We start from the raw sequence: 14,303 nt of genomic DNA on the forward strand, positions 1-14,303 counted from the left end.
CGTGGCCCCCGACGTACGCGTCGCCGCTCACTGCGGCTGGTTCCCGTGCTTGCGGGCCGGCAGGACGGTGTCCTTGGTCCGCAGCATGGCCAGGGCGCTGATCAGGCGGCTGCGGGTCTCGGCCGGGTCGATCACGTCGTCCACCAGCCCGCGCTCGGCCGCGTAGTAGGGATGCATCAGATCCTCGCGGTACTGCGCGATCAGCTCCGCGCGGGTCGCGTCCGGGTCGTCCGAGGCGGCGATCTCGCGGCGGAAGACCACGTTGGCCGCGCCCTCCGCGCCCATCACCGCGATCTCGTTGGTCGGCCAGGCCAGCGCCAGGTCGGCCCCGATCGAGCGGGAGTCCATGACGATGTACGCGCCGCCGTAGGCCTTGCGCAGGATCAGCGAGATCCGCGGCACCGTCGCGTTGCAGTACGCGTACAGCAGCTTGGCCCCGTGCCGGATCACCCCGCCGTGCTCCTGCACCACGCCGGGCAGGAAGCCGGGGACGTCGACCAGGGTCACCAGCGGGATGTTGAAGGAGTCGCAGAACTGCACGAACCGCGCCGCCTTCTCGCTGGCGCTGATGTCCAGCACTCCTGCCAGCACCTGCGGTTGGTTGGCGACGATGCCCACCACCTGGCCGCCGAGCCGGGTCAGCACGCAGAGCACGTTGCCCGCCCACTGCTGGTGGACCTCGTAGAACTCGCCGTCGTCAGCGATCTCCCGGATCACCGCGCGCATGTCGTAGGAGCGCACCGGATCGGCGGGCACCAGGTCCAGCAGCGCCGGGCAGGACCGGTCGGCCGGGTCCACGACCGGTTCGGCGGGCGGCAGTTCGCGGTTGTTGGCAGGCAGCAGCGAGAGCAGGTAGCGGACTTCGAGCAGGCACGTCTCCTCGTCGTCGAAGACGGCGTGGGCGACGCCGGTGGTGGCGGCGTGCACGTCCGCGCCGCCCAGCCCGTTCTGACTGATCTCCTCACCGGTCACGGCCCGGACGACGTCCGGTCCGGTGATGAACATCTGCGCGATGTCGCGGACCATGAAGACGAAGTCGGTCAGTGCCGGCGAGTACGCCGCACCACCGGCGCACGGGCCCAGCATCACGCTGATCTGTGGGATCACCCCGGAGTTGCGGACATTGCGCCGGAAGATCTCGCCGTAGCCGGTGAGCGCGGTGACGCCCTCCTGGATCCGCGCGCCCGCCCCGTCACAGAGGCCGACCAGCGGGGAGCCGGTCGTGGCGGCCATGTCCATCACCTTCTGGATCTTCTGCGCGTGGGCCTCGCCCAGCGCCCCGCCGAAGATCCGGAAGTCGTGCGCGAAGACGAACACCTGGCGTCCGTCGACCAGGCCCCAGCCCGCCACCACACCGTCGGTCCAGGGGCGCTTGTGCTCCAGCCCGAAGCCGGTGGCGCGGTGCCGGCGCAGGCCCTCCACCTCCACGAAGGTGTCCGGGTCCAGCAGCAGGTCGATCCGCTCACGGGCGGTCAGCTTGCCCTTGGCGTGCTGGGCCGCGGTGGCCTGCTCGCTCGGTCCCGCCTCCAGTTGCACCTTCCGCGCGGCCAACTCGGCGGCCAGCGCCGCGGAGTTCGGCCGCGCCGCCGGCTGCTCCTCTCCCTCGGGAGCCTCTGATGCCGCCGGAGCCTCCGGTGCCTCCTGCACGTCGTGCTGCGGCGCGACGTGCAGTCGGACCGGACGCTCGGCCGCCAGTACCGTCCGGCCTTCGTCGATCACAGTCATGCCAGGCCCTTCCCGTAAGCAGACGGGCGCCTCCTCGCGTACCGCCCGTGGGGCTGGGGAGCATCGCGGCCACTGCTCGTGCCATCCTCGAATCCCGCCCCGGCACTGTCCCAACCAGGGCGGACGACCGGTCTTGTGACGGACCGTACGCGCACCGTCACCGCAATTGTCGGATCCGTGATTTCTGCACGCCGGACCGGTGACCCGGGCACTGGCCCCGCGTCCTTCCTGAGCGGCACAGTGGTCTCGCCACACAGCAGTACGAACTTTGAGCAGCAGTACGAGAAGCGCTCTCGGGTTACTCCGGTGCAGCCAGGCGCCAGGCCGCACCCCGCACCCCGTTGCCCGTGCACACCCGGAATCGCACGCGCTCCAGAGAAGTCCTTCCCCCAGAAACCAAGGAGTTCGCCATGCTGAACGAGACGCTGCTGTGCACCGAGACCACCGACCTCGTCATCGAGAACCTGCAGTACATCCCCGCTGAGACCACTCCCCTGGGCATGTGCTTCTGCTTCAACACCGGCTCCGAGAACGAGTGACCCACCGGTGAGGAGACTGGAGCACCGGACGCTCGCCCTCCCGTCGGCCGCCGCAGGGGTCGGCTTCAAGCCGCACCTCCGCGTCGAGACCGTCCCCGGCGAGGGGGTCTACCTGATCTCCGCCCACGGCGTGACCGTGCTGCGCGGAACGCTGATCGCGACACTCGCCCCGCTGCTCGACGGCACCCGGAACCGGGAACGGCTGCTGGCCGACGCCGCCGCGCTGCGTCCGGCGCTGGATCCGGAACGGACCGGCGAGGTCCTCACCCGGCTCTCCCGCGCTGGTCTCCTCACCGACACCGCCCCTCCCCGCCACCGGCCCGCCGGTCGGCATCCGGGCGACCGGCAGCCAGCCGACCGGCCGTACGACGCTTCGGAGTTGGCCTACTGGGAGCTGGCCGGACTCAACGGCCAGCAGGCCGCCCGCACGGTGGCCGACGCCTCGGTCCGCCTGCTCTGCCTCGGCTCGACCGACCGGGACGACGTCCTCGCCGCCTTCCGCACGGCCGGACTGACCGTGGTCGCGGACGACGCGACCGGACAGCAGTCCGGCACGGCGACGGCCGCTGCGGCGGCCGACCTCACCGTCGTCGCCTGTGACGACTACCTCGACGCAGCCCTCGACCGGATCGACGCCGAACAGCGCGCCACCGGTCGCCCCTGGCTGCTCTTCAAGCCCAGCGGCCCGTCCTGCTGGATCGGGCCCGTCCTGGTCCCGCAGCAGAACGCCTGCTGGCACTGCATGGCCCACCGGCTGCGGCTCAACCGCCAGCCGGAGACCCGCCTGCAGCAACTCCTCGGCCGCAGCGGCCCGGTGCCGCACCCGCCGAGCGCCCACCCCGCCGGAGCGGCGGCGGCCGTCCACCTCGCCGCCCTGGAGGCGGCCAAGTGGCTCGGCGGCCTCCGCACTCCGCACCAGGCGGACCTGGTCACCCTGGACACGACGACCCTGGAGAGCCGCCGCCACACCGTCGTCCGCCGCCCGCAGTGCCCCTGCTGCGGCAACCCGACCCTGGTCGCCGAGCGGATCACCGCACCGGTGGTCCCGGTCTCCCGGCCCAAGGTCCGGCTCGACGGGGGCGACCACCGCTCCGCCTCGCCGCAGCAGGTCCTGGACGCGTACGGACACCTGGTCAGCCCGGTCACCGGCGCGGTCCGCGAACTGCGCCGCGACAGCCGCGGGCCCGCCTTCCTCAACTGCTACCGCGCGGGCGACAATCCGGCCACTGTCGCCCGCGACCACGCCGCCGTCCGCGCGGGGCTGCGCACGTGGAGCTCCGGCAAGGGCGCCACGCCCCTGCACGCCAAGGTCAGCGCGCTGTGCGAGGCGCTGGAACGGCACAGCGGCCACTACCAGGGCGACGAGACCGTCGTCCGCGCCTCCCTCCGCGAACTCGGCCCCGACGCCCTCCACCCGGACCTGGTCCAGCTCTTCCACCCGCGCCAGGTCGTCGAGTGGTACGCCGAGCGGAGCGCACCCGGCGCAGCGCCGCGCGGCGCCTTCAACCAACTCTGCGACCCCGTGGACGAGGACGAGCAGCTCGACTGGACGCCGGTCTGGTCGCTGACCGGAAATCGTCAGCGCTGGCTGCCCACCGCCCTCCTCTACTACCGCGCGCCGCAACCGCCCGGACGCGTCGTCTGCCAGGCCACGTCCAACGGCACCGCCGCCGGCAGCAGCCTGGAGGACGCGATCGTCCAGGGCTTCCTGGAGCTGGTCGAGCGGGACAGCGTCGCCCTGTGGTGGTACAACCGGCTGCGCCGCCCGGCCGTGGACCTCGCCGCCTACGCCGACCCGTGGATCGCCGAGCATCTGACGGTCCATCAGGACATGGGCCGCACCGTCTGGGCGCTGGACCTCACCGCCGACCTCGGCATCCCCGTCTTCGCCGCCTTCTCGGCCCTCACGGCCCTCACGGAGAGCCGGACAGCGTCTCCCCAGGACATCGTCATGGGCTTCGGCGCCCACTTCGACTCCCGGGTCGCGCTGCGCCGCGCGCTGTCCGAGAGCAACCAGATGCTGCCCGCCGTCCTGGACGCGAAGGACGGCACCGGCTACGGCTGCGACGACCCGGTCACCCTCGACTGGTTCCGGCGCGCCACCACGGAGAACCAGCCCTACCTGCTGCCCGACCCGGCCGCGCCCACCCGCTCACCCGCCGACTTCCCCTACCGGCCCCGCGCCGACCTGCGCGACGACGTGCTGGACGTGGTGGAACTGCTGCGCGGCCACGGTCTGGAACTGCTGGTCCTCGACCAGACCCGGCCCGACCTCGGCATCCCGGTGGCCAAGGTGATCGTCCCCGGTCTGCGCCCGTTCTGGGCCCGGTTCGCCGCCGGGCGGCTCTACGACGTACCGGTCCGACTGGGCTGGCAGCAGACCCCGACCCGCTACGAGGACCTCAACCCCATCCCGTTCTTCCTCTGACCATGTGCCGCTCTACCGCAGTCAACTCCCGGTACGCCATTGGTTCCAGCAACAGTGTTCCCGTAACGGAAAGGGCCGAAAGCACATACTTCGGCAACACACTTCCGACGTTGTTTCTCCTAGGATGACCTCGTCGCGCACACCGCTGGCCTGAGTTGGTGGGGGGTAGTCGTGGGGGAGTTCCACAAGACCGGTTCCGTTACGTCCGGATCGGGTTCGGGTTCTGGAACCGGTTCGGGATCCGGATCCGGTAAACCGGCCATGGGCTTGGCGAACTTCGCCCCACGAACGGCGCAGGTGATCACCGGCGTCGTGATCGTCGGATTCTTCCTGATCGCGCTCAGCTACGCGGTGAGCAACCGCCTTTCGGCCATCGGGCTGCTGGGATTCGTCATCATCCTCAGCGTGCTGCTGGCCCTGCAGACGCTCCACTCCTTCCCGGCGATCGCCCCGCGCCTGGCGCCGTACCGACGCGAGAGCCTGGCGCTGCAGGCGGTGCTCACCTACGTGCCGTTCTTCTTCTACGGGGACGCCTGGCTCGGCATGCCCGGGTTCCTCGCCTCCTCGGCGCTGCTGGTGCTGCCCGCGGCGGCCGGCTGGACGGTCTTCGGACTGGTCGTCGCCGCCGCCGCTCCGGTGCAGTTGCTGGTCGGCTACCCGGTCGGCGACATGCTCTACAACATCGTCGCCGTCGCGCTGACCGCGGCCATCGTCACCGGTCTGAGCCGGATGTCCGACCTCGTCTCGGAACTGCACCTGGCCCGCATCGAGTTGGCCCGCGTCGCGGTGATGCAGGAGCGGCTGCGCTTCGCCCGCGACCTGCACGACCTGCTCGGCTACAGCATCTCCACGGTCACCCTGAAGTGCGAGTTCGCGCACCGGATCGTCACCAGCCAGCCCGACCGGGCCCAGCACGAGCTGGAGGAGATCCTGCAGATCTCCCGTCAGGCCCTCTCCGACGTGCGCACGCTGGCCAGCAACTACCGCTCCAAGACCGTCCTTCCGGAGGCCCTGGCGGTGCAGTCGATGCTGACCTCGGTCGGCATCGACGCCGAGGTCGACATCCCGGACGGCCTGCAGCTGCCGACCGAGGTCGACGCCACGCTGGTCGCGGTGCTGCGCGAGGGCGTCACCAACATGCTGCGCCACAGCAAGGCGGGCCATTGCCGGATCGCCCTCCGCCTGGCCCCGCCGATGGTCACGCTGACCCTGTGGAACGACGGCGCGGCAGCCCTGCCCGGCATCCCGCCGTCCGTCGAACGCGGCGGCCGGGGACATCACGGCCACGGGCACAAGCACGAGGACGGCCACGTCTCGGACAGCGGCTCGGGTGGGCCCGGCGGCAGCGGGATCGTCAACCTGACACAGCGCCTGAGTGAGCTCGGCGGCTCCCTCAGCGCGGGCACGGCCGACGACGGTTACCTGCTCCGGGCCGTCGTCGAACTCCCCTCGGAGCCCGCCGCGCCTGCCGCGGAGTCGGAGGCCGAGTCGACGCCCGCCTCGGCCGACCTGGCAGTGTGCTGAACCCGGCAGTGTGCTGAACCCGGCGGGCGGCCGACAGGCCGCTCTGCAGCTCCGACCGCCGCGCCGACCTGCTCAGAACCGACCTGCTCAGAACCGGCTGGCCCAGAACCGGCCGCCCAGCGCCGATCGGCTCAGAGCCAGCCGGACTCCTTCGCGATCCGCACCGCGTCCAGGCGGTTGCGCGCGTTGAGCTTGGTCACGATGTTGGTCAGGTAGTTCCGGACCGTACCGGAGGCCAGGAAGAGCCGGGCCGCGATCTGCCCGACGTCCTCCCCCTCGGCGGTCAGCCGCAGCACCTCGATGTCGCGCGGCGTCAGCGGGCTGGTCTCGGCCTCCAGGGCCGCCAGCGCCAGCTTGGGGTCGATGGCGTGGCCGCCCGCGGCGACCGAGCGGATGGCGTTCGCCAGCACGTCCGGCTCGGCGTCCTTGAGCATGAAGCCGACCGCGTGCGCGGCCAGCGCCCGACGCAGGTTCCCCGGACGCCCGAGGCTGGTGAGGATCATCGTCCGGCAGCTGGGGAGCTGCTTGTGCAGGCACTCGCTCGCGGTGATGCCGTCCATGCCGGGCAGTTCGATGTCGAGGACCGCGACGTCGGGTCTGAGTCTCAGCGCCAGCGGCAGGATCTCGTCTCCCCGCGCGGTCTCGCCGACGATCTCCAGGTCGTCTTCCAGGCTCAGGAGTGAAACCAGGGCCTTCCGAAGCATGAGCATGTCCTCAGCGATCAGGATGCTGATCACGCTCCACCACCGCCTTCCGTCAACGCGCATGCGCGGGAGGAATTCCCCCCGTTGATGCCATGTCAGCATACGGTGAGTTCGTGCGTCTGACCGAGGTCCGAACAGCGGCGAACATTCCTTCGCGGCAACCGACTTGGGCTTCCGCTTCGCCCGCGGGATTCCACCTGTGACGTTTCTCTGCATTTCCTTTGAATCCGTCCACGAAGCACCCGCCAACCACCGGTGAGACGCCCGCGAAGGGTTCTCCGAAAGCGGGACTGGCCCACGGCCAATGCTTCCTCTGCCGCCTTGCCCGCCGCGTCGGACCGCTACGTCGGCCGGTTGTCTCGGCCGGTTGTCTCGGCCGGTTGTCTCGGCCGGTTGTCTCGGCCGGTTGTCTCGGCCCGGCGCCTCAGCCCGCTGTGCACTCCTGCTCGTCGAGCACCGCGCGGCGCACCCGGAGAAGCCAGGCCTCCGCCGGGCGCTCGTCCGGCGCCGCGGGCAGCACGCCGGACGCGGCGAACGCCTGCTCCGCCGCCGCCAGCCGCGCCTCCGCCTCGCCCGGCCGGGCCGCGATCCGCTCCCCCTCGGCCCGCAGCCGCTCCGGATCGTCGACGCGCAGCCGCAGGTCGCCGCTGCGGTGCAGGTGGACGCCCTGTTCCAGCAGCCGCAGCAGGTGCCGGGCATGCTTGGCCAACCGCGCGGGCGGGACCGCGCCGCTCCCCTCCCGGCTCTCCCTGGCGACCAGCTTGCGGAACTGCTGCGTGGCATAGCCGAGATACGCGTTGCGCACCGCCCGCGCGCTCAGGAACGACCGACGGATGCCGATCAGCTCCTCCCCCAGCGCCGTCCGCGTCAGGTAGCCGTCCTCCGGCAGCCAGACCAGCTCCGACGCGGTCGGGTTCGCGCTCAGCGCCAACCGGCACCACTTGGCCGCCTCGTGCAGCGTCCGGTCCGGCGCGGTCGTCACCACGGACTCCCCGGGCCGGTGCAGGCCGAACAGCCGCTCCGTCGGCACCGCGTAGACGCCCAGCCGGTCCACGTCCGACCCGGCGTGCGCCAGCCCGTACGCGGTGGACCCGACCACGCCCTCCAGCAGCACCCGCCCCTGTCCCGCGCCCATGCCCCGTTCCCCCCGCCTGGTGAGCCCGCCTGATCAGCCTCCCTGATCAGCCCTGCTCCGTCTGCGGCGAGTCTGCCGCGCCGCCCGGGGCCGGGCCCACCGGATTATCGACCGAAAAGCCGTTGCGATCGCCAAGGCGACCTGCCTACCGTGGCAGCACACCGAAGGGAGGTGATCCTGTAGTGAGTACATTCAGGACGCGTGAGGTGGCTGCGCGCTAGCGCCGCCCCGCCCGCAGCGGCTGGTGCAGCGGGCACTTCCACAGCGCGCAAGCGCAATTCACAGCAGTCACCCGGCCCGCAGGCCCACCGGATCGTCCTCCGGTGCCCACGTCCCCGTTCCTAGGTCGGGGATGGGAGCAAGCCTGCGGGCCGCCTGCTGTTCCGATCACGGTCGTTACCCGGGTGGCCAGGGCTCCTCGGACTACTCAGGTTCCCCGGGGTCCTCGGCGTCGCGGGATCTCGGTCCGGACGCGAAGTGCTGGCTCCCGTACTGCACGGCAAACACCTCCCCGGAGTGGGTGGCGGAATTGACCTGGATCGCCAAGCCCGGCCTCTCCTGGCCGCGCAGCGAGGCCAGGGCCGTGACCTCCCGGGCGAGCGCCGGATTCCGGTCGAGCAACTGGGCGAGAACCTCGGTCCAGTAGTCCAGGACCGTGGCGTCGACCGCTCCCCTCGTGGCGGTCGACGCCTGGTCCAGCGCTACGGTCAGCTCCCTGCGGTGACTGCGGCGGGCGTGCGCGATGACGCCACTCATCAGGGTCTTCGCCTCACCCCAGAGGTCCGTGCCCATCGCCGCGACCAGCGCGGTGGCTCCGCCGGCGGCGAGCTCGGCGAGTTCCTCGTTCATCGGCTCGATTCCACCCGCTCGTTGTTGTGGATGTGCTGGACGCCGCTGTGCACGACATAGGCCCGGCTGTGTCCTGAGGCATGGACGGACTGCTCCGCGGCCCGCTGCTCGGGCAGCGCAGGCCGCTCGGCGTCCCCGGAGCCGGGGTCTGCGACCCCACCAGGGTCGCCTCCACCGTCCCGGCCCGCGTCGCCGCTGCCGTCCAGGTCGGCATCGACCCGCGGCCCGACGGGGCTGCCCGGATACCAGAGCCAGGCCTTGGCGGTGTACTCCTTCACCTGGACCGTGGCCACGCTGAAGGCGTCGGATTCGAGCCCCTCGTGGCCGTGCCCGACCGTCTCCTCGTGGAAGTGGTGCGACAGGATCGCGGCCACCGGGGTGCCGCTGGTACCGGCCAGGGCCGCCTGCCGCAGCGGGGCCGAGTCGAGCAGCCGCGCCAGCGCCTCGAACGGAGCGCCGGAGACGGCGTCGTGGATCCCCCGGGTGTCCTCCCGATCCACCCGGATCTCCCCCGCGTGCGCGGCGACCCGCACCCGCACCCGGGACTCCGCTGCTGCATGCCGATTGTGCTCGCGGATCCGCGAGTTCAGCTCCGGCAGCAGCGGGACCAGCAGTCTCGCCTTGGGCAGTCCGGCCGGGGCCACCAGCTGGCAGCCGTCACCGGTGTCGACGTAGGCGAAGTCCCGCTCGTCCAGATCCGCGATGCCCATGGCGCTGGCCAGCGCGGAACGCAGCACGCTGCGGACCTCCTGCAGCCGCTGCTCGCCACGCCCCGCGGAACCCGCGATGTCGCACGCCAGCAGCGCTCGGTACTCGTACCTCGGATTCACGTTCCCTCCGCGACGACGACGAGGGCCGGCAAGTCGAAGATCGATTGCCTTCGGCACCGGATTTCCGCTGCCGACAAGATGATTGACGAGATCGTAGGGGAGGGGTCCTCGGGTAGAACGGCTACAAATACGGCTTGTTCGGCTTCGGCCGGACGAGGACGAGAGGTGTGGCCGATGAGCAACGCACGGGTTCGCGGGGCCGCGACGTACTGGCCGCCGGCGGGACTGCTCGGGCGGGTCGACGAGCGCGACCGCGCGATCCTGCTGGGGCTCGGCCACGGCGTGGTCTACCCGGCCGGTCAGATCACCATTCGCGAAAACGACACCTCGGACTACGCGCTGCTCCTGGTCGGCGGCACGGTGAAGGTCACCGCGCACGCCCACGACGGCCGCGAGGCGCTGCTGGCCGTACGGATGGCCGGGGACCTGGTCGGCGAACTCGCCGGGATCGACGGTCAGCCGCGCGTCGGCACCGTGACCGCCTGCGGCAAGGTGCTGGCCCGCTACATCCTGCGCTCCGAGCTGGCGGAGTGCACGAAACAGCACCCCGCCATAGCACTTGCGCTCAACGCCAGCGTCGTCGCCAAGCTCCGCACAGCGACGGGGCGCATCGTCGACTTCACCGGCTGCGACGTGCTCGGACGGCTGGCCAGGATCTTGCACCACCTGGCCGTCATCTATGGACGCCCCGGTCGCACCCAGGCCCATCTCCCGCTGTCACAGCCGGAGATGGCCACCCTGGTCGGCGCGGCGGAGTCCTCGGTCCACAAGGCCCTGCGAGCACTGCGGGAGTCGGGCGCAGTCGAGACCGGCTACCGCAGGATCACCATCCTCGACCTGGACCTCCTCTCCCGCATCGCGGCCGAGGCGGTCCCGCTGGAAGCGAATCTCTCCAAACACGTATAAGCATCGGGTTTGCCCGCCGGTCCTGCTGTCAGCATGACCGAGCGCCGGACCCGGGCGTGGAAGAAACGGGGGAAGCAGATGCCAGAGAACCCTGACAACGAAGCGATCCAAGAGACCCACGTGCAGGCCGGTGACGTGAGCGGCACGATGATCGTCGGCCACGACAACACCGTGAACACCCTGGAGATCACCGCCCGCCGCGGCTCGAAGATCATCGTCCACCCGGGACCGCGGCCGGCCCCGGCCAAGCGCCACCCCATCGCCCAACTCCCGCGCTCCGTCGCCGATCCGCTGATCGGCCGCGAGCACGACGTCCGGATCATGCAGGCTGCCGTCGAGACCCGTCAGCTGGTGCAGCTCTGGGGCGTCTCCGGGGTCGGCAAGAGCGCGCTGCTGCGCCACCTGTCGCGCACGCTGCCGCGCGGGCCCGAGGGCGTCGCCTACATCGAGGCCGGCGGCCGTACGGCGGACGACCTCGCGCAGGCGATCTTCGACGTCAGCTTCGACATCGGCTTCGACACGCTCAACTACAAGCCGTCGCTGGAGGTGCTGAAGGAGCACCTCCAGACGCTCAAGCTGCGGATCTACCTGGACGACGCAGGACTCGACGAGAAGGACCTACGTCGTCTGTTCGACATGGCCGAGCAGTCCACATTCGTCTTCACCTCACAGCAGCCGACCGTGCTCAGTGACGTGCACCCGGTCCAGCTGGACGGGCTGACGGACTCGGCCGCCGCGGAGCTGGTGAACACGCTGCTGGACCGCGAGTTGGGACGAGACGAGACGCGGATCGTCAAGGCGCTGTGCGACGCGGTCCGCGGCAATCCGCTGGAATTGCGACGCATTGCGATGTCGGCCGCGATCGGCAACGGGCTGCCGAGCATCACCGCGCTGCCCCAGCTGCTCCCCGCACTGGTGAAGCAACTCCGGCTGGAGGAGCGCGACCTGCTGCACCTGCTCGGCTCGATCGAAGGAGCCGAGCTGGCCGCACGCCACCTGAACGACCTGCTCGGTCGGACGGACGCCGACACGCTCGCCGCCGGACTCGTCCGCCACGGCCTGCTGCTCACCTCGGAGACCGGCTACAGCTGCCCACCGGACGTCGCTGAGTGCGTGCTGGCCACTCGGAAGTCGGAGTTCCCCGCCGACCAGCTCTGCCGGACGCTCACCGCATGGGTCGACGACCAGGCCACCACCCCGGACGACGTCGCCGCGCACTTCCAGGCCCTGGACATCGCGGTGCTACGCGCGGAGCGACTCGGCCAGGCCGACCTCGGCGTGTCGCTGGCCCGCGCCGCCTCGCCCAAGCTGGCCCTCTCCCGGCAGTTCGACGCCTGGGGCAGCCTGCTCGGCGCCGGGTGGGCCGTGGCCAAGCACGTCGGCGACAAGCAGGGCGAGGAGTTCTTCCTGCGCGAGGCACGCACCCGCCGCAAGTCGATCACCCGCGTCGCGCTGACCACGGCCCTGGTGGTCGAAGCGGAAGTGCTGTGGAAGGAACTAGCCGCCCTGCACGCGAAGACAGCAGCGGCCCAGAACCTCTCCAACGCGGCGACGGCCCTCACCCCGCCGCCGGTCCACCTGCTGCCCACGCCGCCCAGCCCGGCGCCCACCGTGCCCACGGTGCACCCGCCGGTCACCCCGGCCACCACGCCGCCCGCCGCTCCGCCCGCTACACCGCCGCCCGCGCACGTGGCACCGCCCGTCCACGTGACGCCACCGGTCCAGGTGACACCGTCCGTGCCGACGTCCCCGGGGCCGGGCGTCTCCAACGTCAGCTCCAACGTCGCCTCCAAGACCGCCTCGCAGTCGCAGGCCGGCGGCTCGCACATGACGGGCACTCAGGCCTCCACGCACGCCACCGCGTCGTCGCACCTCGGGACCACCGTCGTGGGCAAGCCCGTGGTCGTCGCCGGCGTGGCGGGCAAGGGCGGAATCGCCGGGCTCGCCTTCGCGTGCACGCTCGGCCTCGCCGCCGTGGTAGGCGTGGGTGTCACGGTCTACGCGGACAACCAGCCGGTCTCGGCCCCGGTCGTCTCGACGGTCCCCACGGACACCACGAACCCCACCGACACGACGACCCCGACCGACGACACCTCGCCCTCAGTCGATCCCGCGTGCACGGCCATCGCCTCCACCTGGTCGTCAGAGGTCAACCAGTACAACTTCGACTACACCACCGCGACCAGCGCGCTCGATGCCTACAACAGCGCCATGGCTTCCTACAACGCGGGTCAGACGTCCACTCCTCCCGACGACAGCACGTTGCTCTCCGACGTGCAGAGCGAGATCAACGACCTGCAGACGATGGCCTCCACGGTGCAGGAGGCCCAGGGGCAGGCTCAGTCCAGCTCCGTGCAGACGGACCTCGACGACATCCTGACGCCCGATCAGCAGCTGGTGCAGATGTATCAGGCCTACGAGAACGATCCGCAGAACAACGCGTTCGACGGGTCGAGCCAGGTCTCCTCGTTGAACTCCGCCGCACAGAGCCTGCAGACCGACTGCGGCGGCTGACCGTAGCCGGGACCACCCAGGAAGGGCCAACCATGTCCGCAGATCCCACCCACGGGAACGTCCGCATCGGAGACGTCTCCGGCACCGCGATCGTCGGCGACAACAACCGCGTGACGACCACGAAGCAGCACCCCGAGCCGTCGCAGCCGCCGCACCCGCGTCAACAGAACTCCGCGGAGGACCAGGCGGCCGTCTTCTCGGTCTACAACGGCGACATGACCGTCCACCACACAGCTGCCGCCGAGCCCGAGCCGGAGCCTGAGGGGAAAGACTGAGAAACCCCGCGTGCCCCGGGCGACGTCCATCGCCCGGGGCACGCACCTTGCTGTCCGTGCTGGCCACCCAGTCAGTCCTGCTCGTTCAACAGCTCCAGGTCCTGCGCACTCAGCGTCGCCGTCTTCAGCAGCTCCCTGATCAGGTTGACGCTGAGCGTCGAGCCGACCGGCTCGCCGACCTCGTCGCGCAGGAGGCCCCGTACGCCCCGGCGGTGCAGTCGTTCGCGCACGTCCTCGACCGCGTTCGCGACGGTCTTGTACGTCCAGGACTTGGTCACGTAGGGCGAGGCGTTGACCAGACGCGCGGTGTCCTCCCACGGCAGCGGGAGCGGGAAGGCGTCGTGGCCCTCCAGGTAACGCCGGGCGAGTGCGGTGAGCACCAGCCGCTCATGCGGGGAGAGTTCGTAGACCGTCTCGGGGTCCACGGTCTCCGCGCTGCTCGTGGAGCGGGGGTGCCGGTCGTCCTCGTCCACCAGACGGACCTCCACCAGATGGGAGCGCTGCTTGGACGAGTTGATCACCAGCGGGGTGTACCCGGCCTCGAGGATCCGCTTGTGCCCGGTGAGCATCAGCACGCCGTCGGGCAGTTCGATAGGGAGGTTTCCGGTGTTGACCAGCCACCAGTCGCCGTCCGCACCCGTGCAGGTGAAGACGCCGTGCCGACGGCTGACCGTCGGGTCGTCGACGCCCACCGGCACGTGCACGTCCTCACGATCGCGCCCGAACAGCAGCGTGTACCGGCGCGGCGGCACGGCGTACCCGCCCTCCGGACCCAGTACGAAGATCGTCCCCGGCGGCGCCGCCGGCACTCGGTCGGCGGGACTGCCCGGTGGCAGGATCTGGGGTGGGAAGCTTCCTGACGCCATGTCATATA

Annotated in this window: 12 protein-coding genes; 6 read left to right on the top strand and 6 right to left on the bottom strand. The window is 70.9% G+C overall.

The annotated features are described in order from the left end of the window. Positions 1–27: 27 nt before the first annotated feature. Positions 28–1,725: an acyl-CoA carboxylase subunit beta gene (locus ABH940_RS24180; RefSeq protein ID WP_370070462.1), complete on the bottom strand. Its 1,698-nt coding sequence runs from the start codon at positions 1,723–1,725 to the stop codon at positions 28–30. A 410-nt stretch (positions 1,726–2,135) separates the two neighbouring features. Between ABH940_RS24180 and ABH940_RS24185 the strand changes: the two genes are divergently transcribed. From ABH940_RS24185 to ABH940_RS24195, 3 genes are all read left to right on the top strand, one after another. Next, positions 2,136–2,264 (top strand): hypothetical protein, encoded by a 129-nt coding sequence (locus tag ABH940_RS24185; protein WP_370070460.1) that lies wholly within the window; start codon positions 2,136–2,138, stop codon positions 2,262–2,264. A 7-nt stretch (positions 2,265–2,271) separates the two neighbouring features. Next, positions 2,272–4,692, top strand: coding sequence for a TOMM precursor leader peptide-binding protein (locus ABH940_RS24190; RefSeq protein ID WP_370070458.1), 2,421 nt, complete (start codon positions 2,272–2,274; stop codon positions 4,690–4,692). Between the two features lie 261 nt (positions 4,693–4,953). Continuing rightward, positions 4,954–6,216: a sensor histidine kinase gene (locus tag ABH940_RS24195; RefSeq protein ID WP_370106160.1), complete on the top strand. Its 1,263-nt coding sequence runs from the start codon at positions 4,954–4,956 to the stop codon at positions 6,214–6,216. Positions 6,217–6,347: 131 nt separating this feature from the next. Here the strand turns inward: ABH940_RS24195 and ABH940_RS24200 are convergent, their stop codons facing one another. From ABH940_RS24200 to ABH940_RS24215, 4 genes are all read right to left on the bottom strand, one after another. Further along, positions 6,348–6,953: a DNA-binding response regulator gene (locus tag ABH940_RS24200; RefSeq protein WP_370070454.1), complete on the bottom strand. Its 606-nt coding sequence runs from the start codon at positions 6,951–6,953 to the stop codon at positions 6,348–6,350. Between the two features lie 391 nt (positions 6,954–7,344). Then, positions 7,345–8,055: a DNA polymerase beta superfamily protein gene (locus tag ABH940_RS24205; RefSeq protein ID WP_370070452.1), complete on the bottom strand. Its 711-nt coding sequence runs from the start codon at positions 8,053–8,055 to the stop codon at positions 7,345–7,347. A gap of 423 nt (positions 8,056–8,478) precedes the next feature. Next, positions 8,479–8,904: a hypothetical protein gene (locus ABH940_RS24210; RefSeq protein ID WP_370070450.1), complete on the bottom strand. Its 426-nt coding sequence runs from the start codon at positions 8,902–8,904 to the stop codon at positions 8,479–8,481. After that, positions 8,901–9,734 (bottom strand): hypothetical protein, encoded by an 834-nt coding sequence (locus ABH940_RS24215; protein WP_370070448.1) that lies wholly within the window; start codon positions 9,732–9,734, stop codon positions 8,901–8,903. The genes ABH940_RS24210 and ABH940_RS24215 overlap by 4 nt, the downstream gene beginning before the upstream one ends. Before the next feature lie 174 nt (positions 9,735–9,908). Here ABH940_RS24215 and ABH940_RS24220 point away from each other — a divergent pair, with 174 nt between their 5' ends. The 3 genes from ABH940_RS24220 to ABH940_RS24230 all read left to right on the top strand — a co-directional run bounded on the left by ABH940_RS24220 (position 9,909) and on the right by ABH940_RS24230 (position 13,429). Further along, a complete protein-coding gene (locus ABH940_RS24220) occupies positions 9,909–10,640 on the top strand; it encodes a Crp/Fnr family transcriptional regulator (RefSeq protein WP_370070446.1) in 732 nt (243 codons plus the stop codon). A gap of 78 nt (positions 10,641–10,718) precedes the next feature. Then, complete coding sequence (locus ABH940_RS24225; protein WP_370106161.1) at positions 10,719–13,154, top strand: hypothetical protein; 2,436 nt, start codon at positions 10,719–10,721, stop codon at positions 13,152–13,154. A gap of 32 nt (positions 13,155–13,186) precedes the next feature. Further along, positions 13,187–13,429: a hypothetical protein gene (locus ABH940_RS24230; protein WP_370070442.1), complete on the top strand. Its 243-nt coding sequence runs from the start codon at positions 13,187–13,189 to the stop codon at positions 13,427–13,429. 71 nt (positions 13,430–13,500) lie between these two features. Here the strand turns inward: ABH940_RS24230 and ABH940_RS24235 are convergent, their stop codons facing one another. Next, a complete protein-coding gene (locus tag ABH940_RS24235) occupies positions 13,501–14,295 on the bottom strand; it encodes an FHA domain-containing protein (RefSeq protein ID WP_370106162.1) in 795 nt (264 codons plus the stop codon). Between the last annotated feature and the right edge of the window lie 8 nt (positions 14,296–14,303).

This window comes from Streptacidiphilus sp. BW17 (genome assembly GCF_041262485.1).
Classification (GTDB): domain Bacteria; phylum Actinomycetota; class Actinomycetes; order Streptomycetales; family Streptomycetaceae; genus Streptacidiphilus.